Annotated in this window: 22 protein-coding genes; 21 read left to right on the top strand and 1 reads right to left on the bottom strand. The window is 70.7% G+C overall.

The window, feature by feature from the left end:
• Positions 1-38 precede the first annotated feature (38 nt).
• The 15 genes from AB0J02_RS30570 (at position 39) to AB0J02_RS30500 (ending at position 15,811) form a co-directional block, all read left to right on the top strand.
• Positions 39-485 (top strand): DUF948 domain-containing protein, encoded by a 447-nt coding sequence (locus AB0J02_RS30570; protein ID WP_363197040.1) that lies wholly within the window; start codon positions 39-41, stop codon positions 483-485.
• A gap of 7 nt (positions 486-492) precedes the next feature.
• Positions 493-867: a DUF6167 family protein gene (locus AB0J02_RS30565; protein WP_363197039.1), complete on the top strand. Its 375-nt coding sequence runs from the start codon at positions 493-495 to the stop codon at positions 865-867.
• Positions 867-3,539: an alanine--tRNA ligase gene (alaS, locus tag AB0J02_RS30560; protein WP_363197038.1), complete on the top strand. Its 2,673-nt coding sequence runs from the start codon at positions 867-869 to the stop codon at positions 3,537-3,539. Before AB0J02_RS30565 ends, alaS begins: the two co-directional genes overlap by 1 nt.
• Positions 3,539-4,003 carry a Holliday junction resolvase RuvX gene (gene ruvX, locus AB0J02_RS30555; RefSeq protein WP_363197037.1) on the top strand — a complete coding sequence of 155 codons (465 nt, stop codon included), beginning with the start codon at positions 3,539-3,541 and terminating at the stop codon, positions 4,001-4,003. Before alaS ends, ruvX begins: the two co-directional genes overlap by 1 nt.
• Before the next feature lie 134 nt (positions 4,004-4,137).
• Entirely contained in the window at positions 4,138-5,859 is a 1,722-nt protein-coding gene (gene mltG, locus AB0J02_RS30550; RefSeq protein ID WP_363197036.1) for an endolytic transglycosylase MltG, read from the top strand.
• A complete protein-coding gene (locus AB0J02_RS30545) occupies positions 5,840-6,673 on the top strand; it encodes a shikimate dehydrogenase (RefSeq protein WP_363197035.1) in 834 nt (277 codons plus the stop codon). Before mltG ends, AB0J02_RS30545 begins: the two co-directional genes overlap by 20 nt.
• A 146-nt stretch (positions 6,674-6,819) precedes the next feature.
• Positions 6,820-8,004 carry a chorismate synthase gene (gene aroC, locus AB0J02_RS30540; RefSeq protein ID WP_363197034.1) on the top strand — a complete coding sequence of 395 codons (1,185 nt, stop codon included), beginning with the start codon at positions 6,820-6,822 and terminating at the stop codon, positions 8,002-8,004.
• A complete protein-coding gene (locus AB0J02_RS30535) occupies positions 8,001-8,516 on the top strand; it encodes a shikimate kinase (RefSeq protein WP_363197033.1) in 516 nt (171 codons plus the stop codon). The genes aroC and AB0J02_RS30535 overlap by 4 nt, the downstream gene beginning before the upstream one ends.
• 14 nt (positions 8,517-8,530) lie before the next feature.
• Positions 8,531-9,622 (top strand): 3-dehydroquinate synthase, encoded by a 1,092-nt coding sequence (gene aroB, locus AB0J02_RS30530; protein ID WP_363197093.1) that lies wholly within the window; start codon positions 8,531-8,533, stop codon positions 9,620-9,622.
• Between the two features lie 136 nt (positions 9,623-9,758).
• Positions 9,759-10,598 carry a Pro-rich N-terminal domain-containing protein gene (locus tag AB0J02_RS30525; protein ID WP_363197032.1) on the top strand — a complete coding sequence of 280 codons (840 nt, stop codon included), beginning with the start codon at positions 9,759-9,761 and terminating at the stop codon, positions 10,596-10,598.
• A gap of 85 nt (positions 10,599-10,683) precedes the next feature.
• Entirely contained in the window at positions 10,684-11,802 is a 1,119-nt protein-coding gene (locus AB0J02_RS30520; protein ID WP_363197031.1) for an aminopeptidase P family protein, read from the top strand.
• A 72-nt stretch (positions 11,803-11,874) separates the two neighbouring features.
• On the top strand, positions 11,875-12,441 hold the full coding sequence (gene efp / locus AB0J02_RS30515) for an elongation factor P (protein ID WP_363197030.1): 567 nt from the start codon (positions 11,875-11,877) through the stop codon (positions 12,439-12,441).
• A gap of 2 nt (positions 12,442-12,443) precedes the next feature.
• Positions 12,444-12,878: a transcription antitermination factor NusB gene (gene nusB / locus AB0J02_RS30510; protein ID WP_363197029.1), complete on the top strand. Its 435-nt coding sequence runs from the start codon at positions 12,444-12,446 to the stop codon at positions 12,876-12,878.
• Positions 12,879-12,980: 102 nt separating this feature from the next.
• Entirely contained in the window at positions 12,981-14,363 is a 1,383-nt protein-coding gene (locus AB0J02_RS30505) for an MFS transporter (protein WP_363197028.1), read from the top strand.
• Positions 14,360-15,811, top strand: a complete 1,452-nt coding sequence (locus AB0J02_RS30500; protein ID WP_363197027.1) for an aminotransferase class V-fold PLP-dependent enzyme — start codon at positions 14,360-14,362, stop codon at positions 15,809-15,811. The genes AB0J02_RS30505 and AB0J02_RS30500 overlap by 4 nt, the downstream gene beginning before the upstream one ends.
• Before the next feature lie 84 nt (positions 15,812-15,895).
• On the opposite strand, the gene bldD is transcribed toward AB0J02_RS30500, so the two are convergent.
• A complete protein-coding gene (gene bldD, locus AB0J02_RS30495; protein ID WP_093894511.1) occupies positions 15,896-16,396 on the bottom strand; it encodes a transcriptional regulator BldD in 501 nt (166 codons plus the stop codon).
• Positions 16,397-16,639: 243 nt separating this feature from the next.
• Between bldD and pyrR the strand changes: the two genes are divergently transcribed.
• The 6 genes from pyrR (at position 16,640) to carB (ending at position 24,622) form a co-directional block, all read left to right on the top strand.
• Positions 16,640-17,212, top strand: a complete 573-nt coding sequence (gene pyrR / locus AB0J02_RS30490; RefSeq protein WP_363197026.1) for a bifunctional pyr operon transcriptional regulator/uracil phosphoribosyltransferase PyrR — start codon at positions 16,640-16,642, stop codon at positions 17,210-17,212.
• 104 nt (positions 17,213-17,316) lie between these two features.
• Positions 17,317-18,300 (top strand): aspartate carbamoyltransferase catalytic subunit, encoded by a 984-nt coding sequence (locus tag AB0J02_RS30485; protein WP_363197025.1) that lies wholly within the window; start codon positions 17,317-17,319, stop codon positions 18,298-18,300.
• Entirely contained in the window at positions 18,297-19,595 is a 1,299-nt protein-coding gene (locus tag AB0J02_RS30480) for a dihydroorotase (RefSeq protein WP_363197024.1), read from the top strand. The genes AB0J02_RS30485 and AB0J02_RS30480 overlap by 4 nt, the downstream gene beginning before the upstream one ends.
• Positions 19,592-20,173 carry a hypothetical protein gene (locus AB0J02_RS30475; RefSeq protein WP_363197023.1) on the top strand — a complete coding sequence of 194 codons (582 nt, stop codon included), beginning with the start codon at positions 19,592-19,594 and terminating at the stop codon, positions 20,171-20,173. Before AB0J02_RS30480 ends, AB0J02_RS30475 begins: the two co-directional genes overlap by 4 nt.
• The gene (gene carA / locus AB0J02_RS30470; protein WP_363197022.1) at positions 20,170-21,321 is read left to right on the top strand and encodes a glutamine-hydrolyzing carbamoyl-phosphate synthase small subunit; all 1,152 of its coding nucleotides are present in this window, start codon (positions 20,170-20,172) and stop codon (positions 21,319-21,321) included. The genes AB0J02_RS30475 and carA overlap by 4 nt, the downstream gene beginning before the upstream one ends.
• Complete coding sequence (gene carB, locus AB0J02_RS30465; RefSeq protein ID WP_363197021.1) at positions 21,314-24,622, top strand: carbamoyl-phosphate synthase large subunit; 3,309 nt, start codon at positions 21,314-21,316, stop codon at positions 24,620-24,622. Before carA ends, carB begins: the two co-directional genes overlap by 8 nt.
• Positions 24,623-24,660 lie beyond the last annotated feature (38 nt).

The raw sequence follows: 24,660 nt of genomic DNA, 5'->3' as shown, positions 1-24,660 counted from the left end.
CAGGTTCGATGTTCAGGCAAGCTAGGGAGCGGTGCCAAGTGTCCGGTGGAGAGGTGGCCGGGATCCTCGTGGCTGTCTTCTGGGCGATTCTCGTCTCCTTCCTCGCGGTGGCACTCGCGAGACTGGCCCAGACGCTCAGGGCGACCACGAAGCTGGTCGCGGACGTGACCGATCAGGCCGTCCCGCTGCTCGCCGACGCCTCCGCCGCCGTGCGCTCCGCGCAGACCCAGATCGACCGGGTCGACGCCATCGCCTCGGACGTCCAGGAAGTCACCTCGAACGCGTCGGCGCTCTCCTCCACCGTGGCCTCCACTTTCGGCGGCCCTCTGGTCAAGGTGGCCGCGTTCGGATACGGGGTGCGCCGGGCCATCGGAGGCCGCGCCAAGGACGCGCCCGCCAAGCAGACCCGTCGCACCGTGATCGTGGGGCGCCCGGTGCCGCAGGCGCGCCGAGCCAAGCGGGCCAACCGGAATAAGAGGGACTGACCCAGCGATGTTCCGCCGTACGTTCTGGTTCACCGCCGGCGCTGCCGCCGGCGTGTGGGCCACCACCAAGGTCAACCGCAAGCTCAAGCAGCTGACGCCCGAGAACCTCGCCGTGCAGGCCGCCAACAAGGCGGTCGAGGCAGGCCACAAGCTCAAGGACTTCGCTCTCGACGTCCGCGACAACATGGCCGACCGCGAGGCCGAACTCGGCGACGCGCTGGGCCTGAGCGACCCGGTGGATCCCGAACTGCCCGCGCCGCGCCGCTTCGCGGTCGTCGAGAACCACTCGAAGACACCGCCCAAATACATCGAGAACACCCAGCGCACCGCTGGCACAGCTCACACGACGTACAAGCACAACAATCGGAATGAGGACCACTGATGGAGTCGGCTGAAATCCGTCGCCGCTGGCTGAGCTTCTTCGAGGAGCGTGGCCACAAGGTCGTGCCCTCGGCGTCGCTCATCGCGGACGACCCGACTCTGCTGCTCGTGCCGGCGGGCATGGTCCCGTTCAAGCCGTACTTCCTGGGCGAGGTCAAGCCGCCCGCGCCGCGCGCCACCAGCGTGCAGAAGTGTGTGCGTACGCCGGACATCGAAGAGGTCGGCAAGACGACCCGCCACGGCACGTTCTTCCAGATGTGCGGGAACTTCTCGTTCGGCGACTACTTCAAGGAAGGCGCCATCAAGTACGCCTGGGAGCTGCTCACGTCGCCCCAGGACAAGGGCGGTTACGGCCTGGAGCCGGAGAAGCTCTGGATCACCGTGTACCTGGACGACGACGAGGCCGAGCGGATCTGGCACGAGGTCGTCGGCGTACCGAAGGAGCGCATCCAGCGCCTGGGCAAGAAGGACAACTTCTGGTCCATGGGCGTCCCCGGACCCTGCGGCCCCTGCTCCGAGATCAACTACGACCGCGGCCCCGAGTTCGGCGCCGAGGGTGGCCCGATCGTCAACGACGAGCGGTACGTGGAGATCTGGAACCTGGTCTTCATGCAGTACGAGCGCGGCCAGGGCATCGGCAAGGAGGACTTCGAGATCCTCGGCGACCTGCCGTCGCAGAACATCGACACGGGTCTCGGCCTCGAGCGTCTCGCCATGATCCTGCAGGGCGTACAGAACATGTACGAGACCGACACCCTGCGCGTCGTCATGGACAAGGCCACCGAGCTGACCGGCGTGCGCTACGGCGAGAAGCACGACTCCGACGTCTCGCTCCGCGTGGTCGCCGACCACATCCGCACCTCCGCCATGCTCATCGGCGACGGCGTCACCCCGGGCAACGAGGGGCGCGGGTACGTGCTGCGCCGCATCATGCGCCGCGCCATCCGCAACATGCGCATCCTCGGCGCCACGGGCCAGGTCGTGAACGACCTGATCGGCGTCGTCATCGACACGATGGGCGAGCAGTACCCGGAGCTGATCTCCGACCGCAAGCGCATCGAGACCGTCGCCCTCGCCGAGGAGGCCGCGTTCCTCAAGGCCCTCAAGGGCGGCACGAACATCCTCGACACCGCCGTCACCGAGACCAAGGCCGCCGGACAGTCGGTCCTCGCCGGCGACAAGGCGTTCCTGCTCCACGACACCTGGGGCTTCCCGATCGACCTCACCCTGGAGATGGCCGCCGAGCAGGGGCTGTCCGTGGACGAGGACGGTTTCCGGCGCCTGATGAAGGAGCAGCGCGAGCGCGCCAAGGCCGACGCGCAGGCCAAGAAGACCGGCCACGCCGACATGGGCGCCTACCGCGAGATCGCGGACGCCGCCGGTGCCACCGACTTCATCGGCTACTCCTCGACCGACGGCGAGTCCACCATCGTCGGCCTGCTGGTGAACGGCGCTTCGTCGCCCGCCGCCACCGAGGGCGACGAGGTCGAGGTCGTCCTCGACCGCACCCCCTTCTACGCCGAGGGCGGCGGCCAGATCGGCGACACCGGCCGCATCAAGCTGGACAACGGCGCGGTGATCGAGATCCGCGACTGCCAGAAGCCGGTCCCCGGCGTGTACGTCCACAAGGGCGTCGTCCAGGTCGGCGAGGTCACCGTCGGAGCCCCGGCCCAGGCCGTCATCGACGTGTCGCGTCGCCGGGCCATTGCCCGCGCCCACTCCGCTACGCACCTCACGCACCAGGCGCTGCGCGACGCGCTCGGCCCGACGGCCGCCCAGGCCGGTTCGGAGAACCAGCCGGGCCGCTTCCGCTTCGACTTCGGTTCGCCGTCCGCCGTGCCCACGGCCGTGATGACGGACGTCGAGCAGAAGATCAACGAGGTCCTGACCCGGGAACTCGACGTGCAGGCCGAGGTCATGTCGATCGACGACGCCAAGAAGCAGGGCGCCATCGCCGAGTTCGGCGAGAAGTACGGCGAGCGCGTCCGCGTCGTCACCATCGGCGACTTCTCCAAGGAGCTGTGCGGCGGCACGCACGTGCACAACACCGCCCAGCTCGGCCTGGTGAAGCTGCTCGGCGAATCGTCCATCGGCTCCGGTGTGCGCCGCATCGAGGCCCTGGTCGGCGTCGACGCGTACAACTTCCTCGCGAAGGAGCACACGGTCGTCGCCCAGCTCCAGGAGCTGGTCAAGGGCCGCGCCGACGAGCTGCCCGAGAAGATCTCCGCGATGCTCGGCAAGCTCAAGGACGCCGAGAAGGAGATCGAGAAGTTCCGCGCGGAGAAGGTCCTGCAGGCCGCCGGCGGCCTCGTCGACTCCGCCAAGGACGTCCGCGGCGTCGCGCTCGTCACCGGCCAGGTCCCGGACGGCACGACCGCCGACGACCTGCGCAAGCTGGTCCTCGATGTTCGAGGCCGCGTCCAGGGCGGCCGCGCCGCGGTCGTCGCCCTCTTCACCACGGTCAATGGCAAGCCGCTCACGGTCATCGCCACGAACGACGCGGCCCGCGACCGCGGCCTCAAGGCCGGCGACCTGGTCCGCACCGCCGCCAAGACCCTCGGCGGCGGTGGCGGCGGCAAGCCGGACGTCGCCCAGGGCGGCGGCCAGAACCCGGCCGCCATCGGCGACGCCATCGACGCCGTCGAGCGCCTCGTCGCGGAGACGGCCAACTGATGCGCCGAGGCCGCCGGCTGGCGATCGACGTGGGGGACGCCCGGATCGGGGTCGCGTCCTGCGACCCCGACGGGATCCTCGCGACTCCTGTCGAGACGGTGCCGGGACGCGATGTCCCGGCCGCCCACCGGCGGCTGAAGCAACTCGTCGAGGAGTACGAGCCGATCGAGGTCGTCGTCGGGCTCCCTCGTTCCCTCAAGGGGGGCGAGGGCCCGGCGGCCGTCAAGGTCCGCGGCTTCGCGACGGAACTGGCCCGTGGCATCGCCCCCGTCCCGGTACGGCTCCTGGACGAGAGGATGACCACAGTGACGGCCAGTCAGGGCCTGCGCGCCTCAGGCGTCAAGTCCAAAAAGGGCCGGTCTGTCATCGACCAGGCGGCGGCCGTCATCATCCTGCAGCAGGCGCTGGAGTCCGAACGGGCGTCAGGTAATACCCCCGGCGAGGGCGTCGAAGTGGTCATCTGATCGCGATACGGTAACGTTCCGCGCGATCGGCGGCGTTCGAACAGTCGCCGCACAGCATCAAGAGGCGGAACGGTTGCCCTCCTGACCGGACCGGTACATGGGTTCCTCCCCGCCTCGCGGCTTGTAGGGGATCGATGACTGAGTATGGCCGGGGCCAAGGCTCCGAACCGTGGCACCCTGAGGATCCCCTGTACGGGGACCAGGGGTGGGGGCAGCAGGCCGGACACGGCCAGCCTGCCTACGGCGGCCAGGGGCAGTACGACCCTCAGCAGCCGCATCAGCAGCAACAGGCGTACGAAGGCGACTGGGGGACGGGACAGCAATCCGGGTACGGGCAGGGCTCGGGGTACGCACAGGGCCCGCAGCACGGGCAGGACCCGAACTACGCCCAGAACCCCGGATACGCACAGGGCCCGGGGTACGGACAGGACCCGGGATACGGGCAGCAGGCGTACGGCGGGCAGCAGGGGCAGGGCGGCTGGGACACCACCGGCACGCACGGCCAGGTCCCGTACGGCTCCGACCCCACGGACCCCTACAACACCGGCCACACCGCGGCGTACAACGGTGAACAGCCGGACTACTACAACACCCCCGGCGCCTACCCGCCGCCCGAGCCGCCGGGCCGTCGCCGCGCGCCCGAACCGGAGGCGACCGAGTGGGACGCGGGCCCCGACCAGGGCGAACACGCGTTCTTCAGCGGCGGTGACGACGACGAGGAAGACGAGAGCGAGAGCCGGGGCGGCCGACGCGGACGCGGCGGCAAGAAACCGAAGAAGCGCCGCAGCGGCTGCGCCTGCCTCGTCCTGACCGTGGTCTTCGCGGGCGGTATCGGTGGCGTCGGCTACTTCGGCTACCAGTTCTACCAGGACCGGTTCGGCTCGGCGCCCGACTTCTCCGGCGGAGGCAACGGCGAGAACGTCACCGTCGTCATCCAGAAGGGCTGGGGCGGTTACGACATCGGGCGCGCGCTCAAAGAGGCAGGTGTCGTCCAGAGCGTCGACGCCTTCGTGGCGGCCCAGTCGGCGGACCCCAAGGGCAAGTCGATCCAGGCAGGCGCCTACGTACTGCAGAAACAGATGTCGGCCGCGAGCACGGTCGATCTGCTGCTCAGCCCGAAGAGCCGCGCCAACCTGACCATTCCGGAGGGGACGCGCAACGCGACGGTCTACGCGAAGATCGACGACAAGCTCGGGGTGGCCAAGGGCACCACGGCGGGGGTCGCGAAGAAGGACTACAAGAGCCTCGGCCTGCCCGACTGGGCGTTGAACCACGCCAACCTGAAGGATCCGCTCGAGGGCTTCCTCTTCCCGTCGAGCTATGCGGCCGCCAAGGGCATGAAGCCCGAGGACGTCCTGAAGGACATGGTCTCCCGCGCCAACGACAAGTACGACGAGTTCGGCCTGGAGAAAAAGGCCAAGGCCCTCGGCCTTGAAAGCCCCTGGCAAGTGCTCACTGTGGCCAGTCTCGTCCAGGCCGAGGGCAAGACCCACGAGGACTTCCAGCGGATGGCAGAAGTGGTCTACAACCGCCTCAAGCCGACGAACACGGAGACCAACCAGCTGCTGCAGTTCGACTCGACCTTCAACTACCTCAAGGGTCAGAGCAAGATCAACATCGGCGAGTCCGAGATCAACAGCAACAAGGATCTGTACAACACCTATACGCGCAAGGGTCTCCCGCCCGGGCCGATCGACAACCCCGGTGACGAGGCGTTCGCCGCGGCGCTCAACCCGACGACCGACGGCTGGATGTACTTCGTGGCCACGGACGGCATGGACAAGACGGAGTTCGCGAAGACCCACGCCGAATTCGAGAGGCTGAGGGACAAGTTCAATGCCAGCCAGGGCAACTGACGCGCGCAGGGCGGCCGTGCTCGGCTCGCCCATCGCCCACTCCCTCTCCCCGCAGCTGCACACCGCGGCGTACGCGGCGCTGGGCCTGGACGGTTGGACGTACGACCGGTTCGACGTCGACGAGGCGGCCCTCGCGGGGTTCCTCTCGGGGCTCGGGTCCGAGTGGGCCGGCCTGTCCCTGACGATGCCGCTCAAGCGGGCAGTCATCCCGCTGCTCGACGGGATCACCGACACGGCGGCGTCCGTGGAGGCGGTCAACACCGTGGTGTGCCACGCCGACGGGCGCAGGACCGGCGACAACACCGACATCCCCGGGCTCGTGGCCGCGCTGAACGAGCGCGGCGTCGACAAGGTCGAGTCGGCCGCGATCCTGGGCGCGGGCGCCACCGCCTCGTCGGCACTCGCCGCGCTCTCCCGCATCTGCTCCGGCGAGGTCGTCGCCTACGTACGCAGCGAACAGCGGGCCGACGAGATGCGCGGCTGGGGCGAGCGGCTCGGCGTCGCGGTGCGCACCGCCGACTGGGCGGACGCGGCACGGGCCTTCGAGGCACCGCTGGTGATCTCCACGACACCCAAGGGCGGCACGGACCATCTGACGGGCGAGCTGCCCGACCGGGTGGGCACGCTGTTCGACGTGGTCTACGACCCCTGGCCGACGCCGCTCGCGGCGGTCTGGCAGCAGCGGGACGGCGCGGTGCTGAGCGGCCTCGACCTGCTGGTGCACCAGGCCGTCTTCCAGTTCGAGCAGTTCACGGGCGAGACGCGTCCGGTGCTCACGGCGATGCGCGAGGCGGGGTTGCGGGCGCTCGGCTGAGGCCGGGGCGCGTCGTCCGGAGGGCGGACAGGGCGACAGCCCGCATGCGGGGCATGGGAGGATCGGGGACACACGGTGGGGGCCGGGCTGCGCACCCGGTGCCGCCCGTTGAGCCGTAACGCAGAGCGCGAGCATGAGGAGCACCGTTGAGCAGGTTGCGCTGGCTGACCGCGGGGGAGTCGCACGGACCCGCACTTGTCGCGACGCTGGAGGGGCTTCCCGCCGGCGTTCCGATCACCACGGAGTTGGTGGCGGACCACCTGGCCAGGCGGCGTCTTGGGTATGGGCGCGGGGCGCGGATGAAGTTCGAGCAGGACGAGATCACCTTCCTGGGTGGCGTCCGGCACGGGTTGTCGCTGGGTTCGCCGGTCGCGGTGATGGTGGGCAACACCGAGTGGCCCAAGTGGGACCAGGTCATGGCGGCCGACCCGGTCGACCCGGAGATCCTCGACGGTCTGGCGCGCAACGCTCCGCTGACCCGGCCGCGGCCCGGTCACGCGGACCTCGCGGGGATGCAGAAGTACGGGTTCGACGAGGCGCGGCCGATCCTGGAGCGGGCGTCGGCGCGGGAGACCGCGGCGCGGGTGGCGCTGGGTGCGATCGCCCGGTCGTACCTGAAGGAGACGGCCGGGATCGAGATCGTCTCCCACGTCGTCGAACTGTGCTCGGTCAAGGCGCCGCAGGGCGTGTACCCGACGCCCGCCGACGTGGACAAGCTGGACGCCGACCCGCTGCGCTGCCTGGACGCGGACGCCTCCAAGGCGATGGTGGCGGAAGTCGACCAGGCCCACAAGGACGGCGACACCCTGGGCGGCGTCGTCGAGGTCCTCGCCTACGGCGTCCCGGTCGGTCTCGGCTCGCACGTGCACTGGGACCGCAAGCTGGACGCCCGCCTCGCCGGCGCCCTCATGGGCATCCAGGCCATCAAGGGCGTCGAGATCGGCGACGGCTTCGACCTCGCGCGGGTCCCCGGCTCGCAGGCGCACGACGAGATCGTCAACACCCCCGAGGGCATCCGCCGGGTCTCCGGCCGCGCCGGCGGCACCGAGGGCGGCCTGTCCACCGGTGAACTGCTGCGCGTGCGCGCCGCGATGAAGCCGATCGCGACCGTGCCGCGCGCCCTCAGGACCGTGGACGTCGCCACCGGCGAGGCCACGCAGGCCCACCACCAGCGCTCCGACGTCTCGGCCGTGCCGGCGGCCGGCATCGTGGCCGAGGCCATGGTCGCGCTGGTCCTCGCGGACGCGGTCGCGGAGAAGTTCGGCGGCGACAGCGTCCCCGAGACGCGGCGCAACGTGCAGTCCTACCTCGACAACCTGCAGATCCGGTGAGCGGGCCGAAGGTCGTCCTCGTCGGTCCGATGGGGGTCGGCAAGTCGACCGTGGGCGGCATGCTCGCGGAGCGCCTCGACACCGTCTTCCGGGACACCGACGACGACATCGTGGGCGCGCAGGGCCGCACCATCGCGGAGATCTTCGTCGACGACGGCGAGGCCCGCTTCCGCGCCCTGGAGAAGGCCGCCGTGGCAACCGCGCTCGCCGAGCACGACGGGGTCCTCGCCCTGGGCGGCGGCGCGATCCTCGACGCCGACACCCGCGCGCTGCTCGCCGGCCACCACGTCGTCTATCTCTCGATGGACGTCGACGAAGCGGCCAAGCGGACCGGCCTGAACGTGGCCCGGCCGCTGCTCGCCGTCAACCCGCGCAAGCAGTGGCGCGAGCTGATGGAGGCGCGACGGCATCTGTACACCGAGGTGGCCGCGGTGGTCGTGGCCACCGACGGCCGTGGTCCCGACGAGGTGGCGCAAGCCGTCCTCGACGCACTGGAGTTGAAGCAGGCATGAGCGAGCAGTCGGAAGTGGCCGAGCAGATCACCCGGATCCAGGTCGGCGGCACCGCCGGCACCGATCCGTACGAGGTGCTGGTGGGCCGCCAACTCCTGGGCGAGCTCGGCTCGTTGATCGGCGACCGGGTCAAGCGGGTCGCCGTCGTGCACCCGGAGGCGCTGGCCGAGACCGGGGAGGCGCTCCGCGCCGACCTGGCCGATCAGGGCTTCGAGGCCGTCGCCATCCAGGTGCCGAACGCCGAGGAGGCCAAGACCGCCGAGGTGGCCGCGTACTGCTGGAAGGCCCTCGGGCAGTCCAACTTCACGCGCAGCGACGTCATCGTGGGCGTCGGCGGCGGCGCCACCACGGACCTCGCCGGGTTCATCGCGGCGACCTGGCTGCGCGGCGTGCGCTGGATCGCCGTCCCGACGACCGTGCTCGCCATGGTCGACGCCGCGGTCGGCGGCAAGACCGGCATCAACACCGCCGAGGGCAAGAACCTGGTGGGCGCCTTCCACCCGCCGGCCGGTGTGCTGTGCGACCTCGCCGCGCTCGACTCCCTCTCGGTCAACGACTACGTGTCCGGCCTCGCCGAGATCATCAAGGCCGGGTTCATCGCTGACGAGCGGATCCTGGAGCTCATCGAGGAGGACCCGCAGGCGGCTCGTACCCCGGCGGGCCCGCACACCGCAGAGCTCATCGAGCGGTCCATCAAGGTCAAGGCCGAGGTGGTCTCCGGCGACCTGAAGGAGGCGGGCCTGCGCGAGATCCTCAACTACGGGCACACCCTCGCGCACGCCATCGAGAAGAACGAGCGCTACAAGTGGCGCCACGGCGCGGCCGTCTCGGTGGGCATGCACTTCGCCGCCGAACTCGGCCGCCTGGCCGGGCGCCTGGACGACGCGACCGCCGACCGGCACCGCACCGTCCTGGAGTCCGTCGGCCTCCCGCTGAGCTACCGCCACGACCAGTGGCCCAAGCTCCTGGAGACCATGAAGGTCGACAAGAAGTCCCGCGGCGACCTGCTGCGCTTCATCGTCCTCGACGGTCTCGGCAAGCCCACTGTTCTTGAGGGCCCCGACCCCGCCGTCCTTCTCGCCGCCTATGGCGAAGTGGCCGAATAGCTCCGGTCGTTCAGCTACGGGCACTTTGTGACCTCCCCGGCCGTTCACACAACGGCGGCCGGGGGCGGTACCGTTCGGTAGCGCCCCTGATCGTCGGCGCCCCCCTTGACGGTTGTACGAGACGGAGTGGCACCGGATGCAGCACGCAGTGGGGTCTCCGCTGCCACCGCCCCATCGGCCGGGGCACGGACCGGCCGGCGCCTGGCCTGTGGCGCCGCAGGCGCAGCAGCACCCCGGTGCGCCCGGCTTCACCGGTGCCTCGCACCCGCCGCCGGTCCCACCGCACCCCCAGCCGCCCCAGGCCCCGCTGGCGTCGGCCGCGCCGCAGCGCGACACCACGGGGCACGTGCAGCTCCCGACGGGCGCGCCCGTCGCCGTGCCGAGCCCGCCGCCCGCGCAGGCCCCCGCCGATCCGGCCGGGACCATCCTCGCCGTGCTGCTCATCGGCCCCGCCGGCGCGGGCAAGACCAGCGTCGCCAAGCACTGGGCGGAGAGCCGTCGTGTGCCCACGGCCCACATCAGCCTCGACGACGTCCGCGAATGGGTGCGCTCCGGGTTCGCCGACCCGCAGACGGGGTGGAACGACAACAGCGAGGCGCAGTACCGCCTCGCCCGCCGCACCTGCGGTTTCGCCGCCCGCAATTTTCTGGCGAACGGGATCTCCTGCGTTCTCGACGACGCCGTCTTCCCGGACCGGCCTGTCGTCGGCCTGGGCGGCTGGAAGCGGCACGTCGGCCCCGGCCTGCTGCCGGTCGTCCTGCTGCCGGGCCTGGAGATCGTCCTGGAGCGCAACGCGCAGCGCAGTGGGAACCGCCGCCTGACCGACGAGGAAGTGGCCCGCATCCACGGCCGCATGGCGGGCTGGTACGGCTCGGGACTGCCGATCATCGACAACTCGCAGCTCGACGTGGCCGCCACCGCGCAGGTCCTCGACGAGGTGCTCGCCCGCGCCATCGCGAGCCCGCCCCAGTGGTGACCGCAGCCCGGGCGGCACAGGCGGCACCGCCCGTCCGGACGCGCTGAACCGGCCGCCCGGCGCAGCCGCTCGTACGCTCGGCCTCATGGCAGAGGTGTACGCGGCCCGACGGGACCGGCTCAGAGAGCACGCGACGGCGGGCGGCAGCGCGGCCGCGCTCGTCTCGCGCCCCGCCAATGTCCGCTACCTCACGGGAGCGGCGCCGCCCGGCGCCGTCCTGTTGCTCGGCAGGGACTCCGGCGGCAGTGGTGACGTCCTGCTCTGTGCCCGGCCGCCCAGCGGGCAGACCGGCGAGGGGCGGGCCGACGAGGAGCTGCGGGTGCAGGTCCTGGCCGTGTCCGCCGGGGACCCGGCCGTCGCCGCCGCCGATGTGGCGGCCGCGCAGGGCGTCGACTCGCTCGCCGTCGAGGAACACCATCTGACGATGGCCCGGCACCGTGCGCTCGGCGCGGTCGCGCCCGGGCTGCGCTTCCGTGACCTGAACAAGGCCGTGGAGCAGCTGCGCCTGGTCAAGGACGAGGACGAGATCTCCTGCCTGCGCATCGCCGCCGAGATCGCCGACCAGGCGCTGGGCGAACTGCTGGAGTCGATCCTCGTGGGCCGCACCGAGCGCCACCTCGCCCTGGAGCTGGAACGTCGACTTGTCGACCATGGCGCCGACGGGCCGGCCTTCCCCACCTGCGTGGGCACCGGGCCGAACTCCGGCCGGGGCGGCCACCGGCCCAGCGACCGCCGCGTCGAGGAGGGTGACTTTCTCTCCGTGTGCCTGGGTGCCACGTATCGCGGATACCGCTGCGAGATCGGCCGGACCTTTGTCATCGGGACTTCGCCCGCCGACTGGCAGATCGAGCTGTACGACGTCGTTTTCGCCGCTCAGCGGGCCGGCCGGGAGAGTCTCGTGCCCGGGGCGGAGTACCGCGAGGTGGACCGGGCGGCCCGTCACGTACTGGACGCGGCGGGGTATGGTGACGGGCTCCCGCAGCTGACCGGACACGGGGTGGGACTCGAAATCGACGAGGACCCGCAGTTGGCCCCCGCGGCCATGGGTAAACTGGACGCTTGTGTGCCGGTCACCGTCGAACCGGGGGTCCACCTCCCGGGCCGGGGCGGCGTCCGGATCGATGACACGCTCGTCGTTCGCCCCGAGGCGGACGGCGGACCCGAGCTACTCACCATCACGACCAAGGAGCTGCTCGCGCTCTAGCCGGAGAGATCCGGCCAGGGGCCGAGCGCCTGCCCCGGGGTCGTCCACGTCAGTCCAGGAGATTCCGCAACCGTGGCTTCCACGAACGACCTCAAGAACGGCCTGGTGCTCAAGCTCGACGGGGGCCAGCTCTGGTCCGTCGTCGAGTTCCAGCACGTCAAGCCCGGCAAGGGCCCGGCCTTCGTGCGCACCAAGCTCAAGAACGTGCTCTCCGGCAAGGTCGTCGACAAGACGTTCAACGCCGGCGTCAAGGTCGAGACGGCCACGATCGACAAGCGCGACATGCAGTTCTCGTACATGGACGGCGACTACTTCGTCTTCATGGACATGGAGACCTACGACCAGCTGCACGTCGACCGCAAGTCCGTCGGCGACGCCGCCAACTTCCTGATCGAGGGCTTCACCGCCTCCGTGGCGCAGCACGAGGGCGAGGTGCTCTTCGTCGAGCTGCCGGCCGCCGTCGAGCTCGTCATCAAGGAGACCGAGCCCGGCGTCCAGGGCGACCGCTCCACCGGTGGCACCAAGCCCGCCATCCTGGAGACCGGCCACCAGATCGCCGTGCCGCTCTTCATCACCACGGGTGAGAAGATCAAGGTCGACACCCGTGACAGTGGCTACCTCGGCCGGGTGAACAGCTAACCGTGGCTGCCCGTAATACGGCCCGCAAGCGCGCCTTTCAGATCCTCTTCGAGGCAGACCAGCGCGGCGCCGATCCCCTGACGGTCCTCGCGGACTGGATCCGGCACTCCCGCAGTGACACGCGGCAGCCGCCCGTCAGCGAGTACACGATGGAGCTGGTCGAGGGGTACGTCGAGCAGGCGGCCCGGATCGACGAGCTCATTTCGCAGTACGCCGTCGGGTGGACCCTGGACCGCATGCCGGTCGTCGACCGCAACATTCTGCGGATCGGCGCCTACGAGCTGGTCTGGGTCGACGGGACCCCGGACGCCGTGGTGCTCGACGAGGCCGTCTCGCTCGCCAAGGAGTTCTCCACCGACGAGTCACCGGCGTTCATCAACGGACTTCTGGGCCGCTTCAAGGACCTGAAGTCCTCGCTCCGCCGCGATCAGGCATAACGCCGCAGAGCGCACCGCATCTCCGCAGGCCCGAGGTAGAACTTGAACAATGTTCTGCTTCGGGCCTGGTGCGTTCCCCCGGGGCCTCACTAGGTTCTGGCCATGTCCCCAACAGGCCCGAGCCCGCTCCGTGCCAGGGTGCGCGTCGGTTACGGTCTCGGCTCCTTCGCCACCGGCACCTTCGGCACCGTCCCCGGCCTGCTCCTGCTCTACTACCTGACCGACGTCCTCGGCGTCGGCGCGGGAGTGGCGGGGCTGCTCGTCTTCCTGCCCAAGGCATGGGACGTCCTGCTCAACCCCTGGATCGGCAGCCTCTCCGACCGCAGTACCCGGTCCCGCTTCGGCCCGCGCCGCTCCTGGATGCTCCTCGGCGCGCTCACCATGCCCATCTGCTTCGCGGCCATGTTCGCCGCGCCGGGCCTCGCCGGCGGCCCCGCGGCCGCGTACGTCGCCGTCCTGTTCCTGCTCACCGCCTCCGCGTACGCCTGCTTCCAGGTCCCCTACGTCGCGCTGCCCGCGGAACTCACGGCCGACCCGGACGAGCGCGCCCGCGTCATGTCCTGGCGCGTGGCCTTCCTGGCCGTCGCGATCCTGCTGTCAGGCGCCGTCGCGCCGCTGCTCGCCGGGGCCACCGCCGACGACCGGGGCAGCGCGGGCGGCTACCGGCTGATGGGCGTGGTGATCGGCGCGCTCCTCGCCGCCGGCATGCTCGCCGCCGTGGCCGCGACCGCGGGGACCAGGAGCGTCATCCCCGCGGCGAGCGGGCCCGGCCTGCGCGCCCAGCTCCGCGCGGCCCGCGGCAACGCGCCGTTCGCCTGGCTGCTCGGCGCCTTCGTCACCCAGGCCGCGGCGACCGGCCTGATGCTGGCGGGCACCCAGTACTTCGCGACGTACATCCTCGGCCGTCCCGGCGCCACGACACTGCTGTTCGCCTGTCTCATCGTCCCGTCGCTGCTCGCGATGCCGTTGTGGCTGGCGCTCGGACGCCGCGGCGGCAAGCGGAACGCGGCGGTCGGGGCCTCGCTCTGCTTCCTGCTGGGCGCCCTGGGGGCGGCAGCCGGCCGTGAGCTGCCGACCACCCTGATCTACGTCGCCGTGGCCGTGGCCGGGGTCGGGTACGCCGGCATGCAGATGCTGCCGATGGCGATGCTCGGCGACGCGATCGCCGCCGACGCGTACACGAGCGGCCGGCGCAGGGCCGGGGTCTTCACCGGGCTGTGGACCGCCGGGGAGACGCTCGGACTCGCCCTGGGGCCCGGCCTGTTCGGGCTCGTACTGGCGCTCGGCGACTTCGCCTCCTCCGACGCCGACCACCGCGTGGCCCAGCCCGGCTCGGCGCTCACCGCGATCGTCGTCGGCTTCGGCGCCCTGCCCGCCGCCCTGCTCCTGCTCAGCCTTCCCCTGCTGGCCCGCTACCGCCTGACCGAGGCCGAACTGACCCGGCTGCGCGATGAGCGCACCGAGCGAGACGAGGAGTCCGTATGACGACCGATGACCCCATCCTGGCGCGGCTGACCGCGCTGCGCGCAGCCGATCTTCCCGTACGCGGCGGCCGCACGATGGCGTACGTCTACGACTCCGGGCGTGAGGGGCTGGAGGAGCTGGCGAGCGCGGCCGCCGCCGCCTTCGCCGGGGTCAACGGGCTGGACATGACCGCGTTCCCGAGCGTGGTGGAGCTGGAGAACGACCTCGTGCGGCGGGCCACCGCGCTGCTCGGCGGGGACGCGGGTACGTTCACCAGCGGCGGCACCGAGAGCTGCCTGCTCGCCGTGCTGACCGCACGGCAGCACGCACGTCGCGTGCGGGGCGTGACCGACCCGGAGCTGGTGCTCCCGGAGACCGCGCACGCCGCGTTCCACAAGGCCGCCGAACTCTTCGGCCTCACCGTCGTCACCGTCCCCGTCGACCCCGGCACCTTCAAGGTCCGTCCCGCCGACGTCGCCGCCGCCCTCACCGACCGCACCGCGCTGGTCGTGGTCTCCGCGCCCTCGTACGCCCACGGCGTGCTCGACCCGATCGCCGAGGTGGCGGCGGAGGCGGCCCGGCGCGACGTGCTCTGCCATGTCGACGCGTGCATCGGGGGGTGGTACCTCGGGCATCTGCGGGCGGCCGTACGCGAAGGCCGCTTTGCCCAGGACGCGCCGGAAATACCGGAGTTCGATCTGTCCGTCCCGGGAGTGACCTCCCTCTCGGTGGACCTCCACAAGTACGCGTACACGGCGAAGGGCGCCTCGCTCCTCCTCTTCCGGGATGCCGAACTGCGCCGCCATGGCTGGTTCGCACATGCCTCCTGGCCCGGCTACCCCGTCGTCAACTCCACCCTCCAGGGCACCAAGTCGGCGGGGCCGCTCGCGGCGGCCTGGGCGGTGACGGAGCGGGTGGGCGCCGAGGGTTACACCGAGTTGTCGACGCGCGTCCACCGAGCGACCCGGGCGCTCGCCGACGGCGTGCGGCGGATCGAGGGACTGCGCCTGCTCGCCGAACCCGAGGCGTCCCTGCTCGCCGTCGCCTCCGACGACCCGGAGATCGATGTGTTCGTCGTGGCGGACGAGATCCGGGGGAGCGGCTGGTATCTGCAGCCGCAGCCCGCGTTCGGCGCCTCCCCGGCCAATCTGCATCTGACGGTGACCGCGGCGGTCGCGGGCGAGGAGGGCGTGCGCCTGCTCCTGGCCGAACTGGAGAAGGCGGTGGGCCGGGCGCGGGAGGCCGGGCCCGTGCACGTGGACCCGGCGATCGTCGAGGCCGCCGCCTCGCTCGACCCGGAGGCGCTGGGCCCCGAGGAGGTCGACGTGGCGCTCGCCCTCGCGGGGGTGGGGGAGGAAGGCCGGCTGCCCGAGCGGATGGCGCCGGTCCTTGCCGTGCTGCAGTCGCTGCCGCCACGGCTGAGCGAGCGGCTGCTGCCCGAGGTCATCGGGCGGCTGTACCAGGTCTGAGCCTGGCGGGGTCGCCACATCCCTAGGGGCGGAGCCGACGGCTCCGCCCCTAGGGATGTGACGTTTCTGCGATGCGGCCCTGGGTCAGGCCTCCTCGTGCGCCACCGCACGGCGCGCGTCCGCGTCCAGGACGCCCCAGCTGATCAGCTGCTCGGTCAGGACCGAGGGCGACTGGTCGTAGATGACGGCCAGCGTGCGCAGGTCGTCCTGGCGGATCGAGAGCACCTTGCCGTTGTAGTCACCGCGCTGCGACTGGATCGTGGCGGCGTAGCGCTGCAGCGGGCCCGCCTTCTCCGGCGGCACGTGGGCCAGGCGCTCCAGGTCCAGGACGAGCTTCGGCGGGGGCTCGGCCGCGCCGCCGGGAGTCGTGCCGGGCAGCAACTCCTGCACCGGAACCCCGTAGAAGTCCGCCAGCTCGGCAAGGCGCTGCACGGTCACGGCACGGTCACCGCGCTCGTACGACCCGACCACGACCGCCTTCCAGCGTCCCTGGGACTTCTCCTCGACGCCGTGGAGGGAAAGGCCCTGCTGGGTACGGATCGCACGGAGCTTGGCCCCGAGCTGCTTGGCGTATTCGCTGGACATATAGCTCCCCGGACACTGCATCACTGTGCGGCTGCGCCGCGTGGTAGGTAACTCACTGTGAGGTTACGCAGCGTTACTTGGCCGCGTCAAGCCGAATGGTCCGTACCGACCTTCCCCCAAAACGGGCGATCTCGCACCTCCAGGGTGGTGATCAGCGATGTTGAAGGGCTGGTAATGTGGATGGCGCAAATCCGACGTCCTTTAAGATCCGTCCCGTGAGGCGGAGAAGGGGGTCCGTTTCGTATGGACACGCAGAATTCCGACGCCAGGTCCGTTCTCGAAGGCCCTGACATCGCGCGGGTACTGACCCGTATCGCCCACGAGATCGTCGAGCGCGCCAAGGGCGCCGAGGACGTGGTCCTCCTGGGCATTCCCACGCGGGGCGTCTTCCTCGCCCGCAGGCTGGCCGAGAAGCTCGAAGAGATCACCGGCCGCGCCGTCCCCGTCGGCTCGCTCGACATCACGATGTACCGGGACGACCTGCGCATGCACCCGCCGCGCGCGCTCGCCCGCACCGAGATCCCCGGCGACGGCATCGACGGCCGCCTCGTGATCCTCGCCGACGACGTGCTCTTCTCCGGCCGCACCATCCGCGCCGCCCTCGACGCCCTGAACGACATCGGGCGCCCGCGTGCCGTGCAGCTCGCCGTCCTCGTCGACCGCGGCCACCGCGAACTCCCGATCCGCGCCGACTACGTCGGCAAGAACCTCCCCACGTCGCTGCGGGAGACGGTCAAGGTCCAGCTCGCCGAGGAGGACGGCCGCGACGCCGTGCTGCTCGGTGCCAAGCGGGACTCCAAGGCGGCCGAGCAGTAGCCACCTTCGCGCGTGCGTCCCAGCCGGGACGTACGCCCTGACAGGTGTGCCCTCGCGCGCCCGTATGCCCCAAATCTCCTGATCTTCCTTACGGAGCACCCCCGATGATGCGACACCTCATCTCGGCCGCCGACCTCACCCGCGACGACGCCGTCCTCATCCTCGACACCACCGAGGAGATGGTCCGGGTCGCCGACCGGCCCATCAAGAAGCTGCCCGCGCTGCGCGGGCGGACCGTCTGCAACCTCTTCTTCGAGGACTCGACCCGGACCCGGATCTCCTTCGAGGCCGCCGAGAAGCGCCTCTCCGCCGACGTCATCAACTTCGCGGCCAAGGGCTCCAGCGTCTCCAAGGGCGAGTCCCTGAAGGACACCGCGCAGACCCTGGAGGCGATGGGCGTCGACGCCGTCGTCATCCGGCACGGCGCGTCCGGCGCCCCCTACCGGCTCGCGACCTCCGGCTGGATCGACGCCCCCGTCATCAACGCGGGCGACGGCACCCACCAGCACCCCACCCAGGCGCTCCTGGACGCCTTCACGATGCGCCGCCGCCTGGTCGGCGCGGACGCCGGGCTCGGCAAGGGCCTCGACGGCAAGCGCGTCACGCTCGTCGGCGACGTCCTGCACAGCCGCGTCGCCCGCTCGAACGTCGACCTGCTGCACACCCTGGGCGCCGACGTCACCCTCGTCGCGCCGCCCACCCTGCTGCCCGTCGGCGTCGAGAGCTGGCCCTGCGAGGTCTCCTACGACCTGGACTCCACGCTCCCCAAGTCCGACGCCGTGATGATGCTGCGGGTCCAGCGCGAGCGGATGAACGCGGCGTTCTTCCCGACCGAGCGCGAGTACTCGCGCCGCTACGGCCTCGACGGCGACCGCATGGCGAAGATGCCGGAGCACGCCATCGTGATGCACCCGGGACCGATGGTCCGCGGCATGGAGATCACCGCCGAGGTCGCGGACTCCGACCGCTGCACGGCCATCGAACAGGTCGCCAACGGTGTGCACACCCGTATGGCCGTCCTCTACCTGCTGCTCGGCGGCAACGAGCCCGCCGTCACCCACTCTCGTACCGAGGAGAAGCAAGCATGAGCGAGACGCAGAAGACACTGATCCGTGGTGCGAAGGTACTCGGCGGCGAGGCGCAGGACGTCCTGATCGACGGCGACGTCATCGCCGAGATCGGAACTGCGCTGAGCGCGGACGGCGTGGACGAGGTCGTCGAGGCCGACGGCAAGGTGCTCCTGCCGGGCCTCGTCGACCTCCACACCCACCTGCGCGAGCCGGGCCGCGAGGACTCCGAGACCGTTCTGACCGGCACCAAGGCCGCCGCCTCCGGCGGCTACACCGCCGTGTTCGCCATGGCCAACACCTTCCCGGTCGCCGACACCGCCGGCGTCGTCGAGCAGGTCTACCGGCTCGGCCAGGAACACGGCTACTGCGATGTGCAGCCCATCGGCGCCGTCACCGTGGGCCTCGAAGGCAGCAAGCTCGCCGAGCTCGGCGCCATGCACGAGTCCGCCGCCGGCGTCACCGTCTTCTCCGACGACGGCAAGTGCGTCCACGACGCCGTGATCATGCGCCGCGCCCTGGAATACGTGAAGGCCTTCGGCGGCGTCGTCGCCCAGCACGCGCAGGAGCCCCGGCTCACCGAGGGCGCCCAGATGAACGAGGGCACCGTCTCCGCCGAGCTGGGCCTGGGCGGCTGGCCCGCCGTCGCCGAGGAGTCGATCATCGCCCGCGACGTGCTGCTCGCCGAGCACGTCGGCTCGCGGGTGCACATCTGCCACCTGTCGACCGCAGGGTCCGTGGAGATCGTGCGCTGGGCCAAGTCCCGCGGCATCGACGTGACCGCCGAGGTGACCCCGCACCACCTGCTCCTCACCGACGAGCTCGTGCGTTCGTACAACCCGGTCTACAAGGTCAACCCGCCGCTGCGCACCGAGAAGGACGTGCTGGCGCTGCGCGAGGCGCTTGCCGACGGCACGATCGACATCGTCGCCACCGACCACGCCCCGCACCCGCACGAGGACAAGGACTGCGAGTGGGCCGCCGCCGCCATGGGCATGGTGGGCCTGGAGACCGCGCTGAGCGTCGTGCAGCAGACCATGGTCGAGACGGGCCTGCTGGACTGGGCGGGCGTCGCCGAGCGGATGTCCGTCAAGCCCGCCGAGATCGGACAGGCCGCGGGCCATGGACGTCCCGTCTCGGCAGGTGAGCCCGCCAACCTCGTTCTCGTCGACGCCGACTACCGTGGAGCCGTTGACCCCGCGGGCTTCGCCTCCCGCAGCCGCAACACCCCGTACGAGGGCCGTGAGCTGCCGGGGCGCGTCACCCACACCTGGCTGCGGGGCAAGGCCACCCTCGCCGACGGGAAGCTCGCGTGACACCTCTGCTGCACCTGGCCGCCGAACAGAAGTCGGCGGACGTGACCGACTGGGCCGACCGGATCGGCTGGATCGTCGGACTGCTGCTCTTCATCACGCTCGTCTACTGGCTGATGCGCCAGGGCTGGAAGTGGCGCGGCACCCTGCAGGGCGGCCTGCCGCCGCTGCCGCAGTCGCCCGAATCGCCGGACGAGCCGAAAATGACCATGAGCGGCCGGTACCACGGCTCCACCACCGCCGGGCAGTGGCTCGACCGCATCGTGGCGCACGGCCTCGGTACCCGCAGCCGCGTCGAGCTGACCCTGACGGACGCCGGTCTGGACGTCGTACGCCCCGGCGCGAGCGACTTCTTCGTCCCGGCGGACGCGCTGCGCGAGGCCCGCCTCGACAAGGGCATCGCCGGCAAGGTCCTCACGGAGGGCGGTCTGCTGATCGTCACCTGGGAGCACGGCGACAGGCTGATCGACTCCGGATTCCGCTCGGACCACGCGGCCGAGCAGGCCGCATGGGTCACCACCCTGAACGACATGGTCAAGACGACCATCACGACCATCACGACGGAAGGCACCGCACGATGACCACCTCCACCAGGGGAGCCGCAAAAGTTCCCGCCGTTCTCGTCCTGGAGGACGGCCGGGTGTTCCGCGGCCGTGCCTACGGGGCCGTGGGGGAGACCTTCGGCGAGGCCGTGTTCTCCACCGGCATGACCGGCTACCAGGAGACGCTCACCGACCCGTCGTACGCCCACCAGATCGTGGTCGCCACCGCCCCGCAGATCGGCAACACGGGCTGGAACGACGAGGACGACGAGTCGGGTCGCATCTGGGTCTCGGGATACGTCGTCCGCGACCCCGCGCGCGTGCCGTCCAACTGGCGCGCGAAGCGTTCGCTCGACGACGAGCTGGTCGCCCAGGGCATCGTCGGGATCAGCGGGATCGACACCCGTGCCCTCACCCGCCACCTGCGCGAGCGCGGCTCCATGCGCTCCGGGGTCTTCTCCGGCGAGACGCTGCCGGCCGACGCCGAGCTGGTCTCCCGCGTCCAGGCGCAGCCCGCGATGAAGGGCCTGAGCCTGTACGAGGAGGTCGCCACCAAGGAGGCCTACGTCGTCCCGGCGGTCGGCGAGAAGAAGTTCACCGTCGCCGCCATCGACCTCGGCATCAAGGGCATGACCCCGCACCGGATGGCCGAGCGCGGCATCGAGGTGCACGTGCTGCCCGCCACGGCGACCGAGGAGGACGTGTACGCGGTCGACCCCGACGGCGTGTTCTTCTCCAACGGACCCGGCGACCCGGCCACCGCCGACGGACCGGTCGCGTTGATGACCGCCGTCCTCGCCCGCAGGACGCCGCTGTTCGGCATCTGCTTCGGCAACCAGATCCTGGGCCGCGCCCTCGGCTTCGGCACGTACAAGCTGAAGTACGGCCACCGCGGCATCAACCAGCCGGTGCAGGACCGCACCACCGGCAAGGTCGAGGTCACCGCGCACAACCACGGCTTCGCCGTGGACGCCCCGCTCGACAAGGTCAGCGAGACGCCCTTCGGCCGCGCCGAGGTCTCCCACGTCTGCCTGAACGACCAGGTCGTCGAAGGCCTCCAGCTGCTCGACCAGCCGGCCTTCTCCGTCCAGTACCACCCCGAAGCGGCGGCCGGTCCGCACGACGCCGCGTACCTCTTCGACCGCTTCGTCTCTCTGATGGCAGCAGAAGGAGCCCAGCGTGCCTAAGCGCTCCGACATCCAGTCCGTCCTGGTCATCGGTTCAGGACCGATCGTCATCGGCCAGGCCGCCGAGTTCGACTACTCCGGCACCCAGGCGTGCCGCATCCTGCGGGCCGAGGGCCTGCGGGTGATCCTCGTGAACTCCAACCCCGCGACGATCATGACCGACCCGGAGATCGCCGACGCCACGTACGTCGAGCCGATCACCCCCGAGTTCGTCGAGAAGATCATCGCGAAGGAGCGCCCCGACGCGCTGCTGCCCACCCTGGGCGGCCAGACCGCGCTCAACACCGCGATCTCCATGCACGAGCAGGGCGTCCTCGAGAAGTACGGCGTCGAGCTCATCGGCGCCAACGTCGAGGCGATCAACAAGGGTGAGGACCGCGACCTCTTCAAGGGCGTCGTGGAAGAGGTCCGCAAGAAGATCGGGCACGGCGAGTCCGCCCGGTCCGTGATCTGCCACACCATGGACGACGTCCTGAAGGGCGTCGACACCCTCGGCGGGTACCCCGTCGTCGTCCGCCCCTCCTTCACCATGGGCGGCGCCGGTTCCGGCTTCGCGCACGACGAGGAGGAGCTGCGCCGCATCGCCGGTCAGGGCCTGACCCTGTCTCCCACCACCGAGGTGCTCCTGGAGGAGTCCATCCTCGGCTGGAAGGAGTACGAGCTGGAGCTGATGCGCGACAAGAACGACAACGTCGTGGTCGTCTGCTCCATCGAGAACTTCGACCCGATGGGCGTGCACACCGGCGACTCGATCACGGTCGCGCCCTCGATGACGCTCACCGACCGCGAGTACCAGCGGCTGCGCGACATCGGCATCGCGATCATCCGCGAGGTCGGCGTCGACACCGGCGGCTGCAACATCCAGTTCGCGATCAACCCCGAAGACGGCCGCGTCATCGTCATCGAGATGAACCCGCGCGTGTCGCGTTCGTCCGCGCTCGCCTCCAAGGCCACGGGCTTCCCGATCGCGAAGATCGCCGCGAAGCTGGCCGTCGGCTACACGCTCGACGAGATCCCGAACGACATCACCGAGAAGACCCCGGCCTCCTTCGAGCCGACGCTCGACTACGTGGTCGTGAAGGCCCCGCGGTTCGCCTTCGAGAAGTTCCCGTCCGCCGACTCCACCCTCACCACGACCATGAAGTCGGTCGGCGAGGCCATGGCGATCGGCCGCAACTTCACCGAGGCGTTCCAGAAGGCGCTGCGCTCCCTGGAGAAGAAGGGCTCGCAGTTCACCTTCGTAGGGAAGACCGGCGACAAGACCGCTCTCCTCGAAGAGGCGGTGCGCCCGACCGACGGCCGGATCAACACCGTCATGGAGGCGATCCGGGCCGGCGCCACGCCGGAGGAGGTCTTCGACTACACGAAGATCGACCCGTGGTTCGTCGACCAGCTCTTCCTGATCAAGGAGGTCGCGGACGAGCTCGCCGCCGCCGAGCGCCTCGACGCGGAACTGCTCGCCGAGGCCAAGCGCCACGGCTTCTCCGACCAGCAGATCGCCGAGATCCGCGGCCTGCGCGAGGACGTCGTCCGCGAGGTCAGGCACGCGCTCGGCGTCCGCCCGGTCTACAAGACGGTCGACACGTGTGCCGCCGAGTTCGCCGCGAAGACGCCGTACTTCTACTCCTCGTACGACGAGGAGAGCGAGGTCGCGCCGCGCACCAAGCCCGCCGTGATCATCCTGGGCTCGGGACCGAACCGCATCGGCCAGGGCATCGAGTTCGACTACTCCTGCGTCCACGCCTCCTTCGCGCTCAGCGACGCGGGCTACGAGACCGTGATGGTCAACTGCAACCCGGAGACGGTCTCCACGGACTACGACACCTCCGACCGCCTGTACTTCGAGCCGCTGACGCTGGAAGACGTGCTGGAGATCGTGCACGCCGAATCCCTCGCTGGCCCGATCGCGGGCGTCGTCGTCCAGCTCGGCGGCCAGACCCCGCTGGGCCTGGCGCAGGCGCTCAAGGACAACGGCGTCCCGGTCGTCGGCACGCCCCCGGAGGCGATCCACGCCGCCGAGGACCGCGGCGCCTTCGGCCGGGTGCTCGCGGAGGCCGGTCTCCCGGCGCCCAAGCACGGCACCGCCACCACGTTCGCGGAAGCGAAGGCGATCGCCGACGAGATCGGCTACCCGGTCCTCGTCCGCCCGTCCTACGTCCTCGGCGGCCGCGGCATGGAGATCGTCTACGACGAGACCCGCCTGTCCTCGTACATCGAGGAGTCGACGGAGATCAGCCCCAGCCGCCCCGTGCTGGTGGACCGCTTCCTCGACGACGCCATCGAGATCGACGTCGACGCCCTGTACGACGGCGAGGAGCTCTACCTCGGCGGCGTCATGGAGCACATCGAGGAGGCCGGCATCCACTCCGGCGACTCGGCGTGCGCGCTGCCCCCGATCACGCTCGGCGGCTTCGACATCAAGCGCCTGCGCGCCTCCACCGAAGCCATCGCCAAGGGCGTCGGCGTGCGCGGCCTCATCAACATCCAGTTCGCCCTGGCCGGGGACATCCTCTACGTCCTGGAGGCCAACCCGCGCGCGTCGCGCACCGTCCCCTTCACCTCGAAGGCGACCGCGGTGCCGCTCGCGAAGGCCGCCGCCCGCATCTCGCTGGGCGCCACCGTCGCCGAGCTGCGCGCCGAGGGACTCCTGCCGAAGACCGGCGACGGCGGCACGCTCCCGCTCGACGCGCCGATCTCCGTCAAGGAGGCCGTCATGCCGTGGTCGCGCTTCCGCGACATCCACGGCCGCGGCGTCGACACGGTCCTCGGCCCGGAGATGCGCTCCACCGGCGAGGTCATGGGCATCGACACCGTCTTCGGCACGGCGTACGCCAAGTCGCAGGCGGGCGCCTACGGGCCGCTGCCCACGAAGGGCCGCGCGTTCATCTCCGTGGCCAACCGAGACAAGCGCTCGATGATCTTCCCGGCGCGCGAGCTGGTCGCCCACGGCTTCGAGCTGCTGGCCACGTCCGGCACGGCCGAGGTCCTCAAGCGCAACGGCATCAACGCCACCGTCGTGCGCAAGCAGTCCGAGGGCGAGGGTCCGAACGGTGAGAAGACCATCGTCCAGCTGATCCACGCGGGCGATGTCGACCTGATCGTCAACACCCCGTACGGCACCGGCGGCCGCCTCGACGGCTACGAGATCCGCACGGCGGCCGTGGCCCGCTCCGTGCCCTGCCTGACGACGGTCCAGGCGCTCGCCGCCGCCGTCCAGGGCATCGACGCCCTCAACCACGGTGACGTGGGCGTGAGTTCACTGCAGGAACACGCGGAACACCTGACCGCGGCCCGCGACTAGCAGCCCACGAGGGGGACACCGGAAACGGTGTCCCCCTC

This window comes from Streptomyces sp. NPDC050264 (assembly GCF_040655895.1).
Classification (GTDB): Bacteria; Actinomycetota; Actinomycetes; order Streptomycetales; family Streptomycetaceae; genus Streptomyces.
This window is presented reverse-complemented; position numbering and strand designations above follow the sequence as displayed.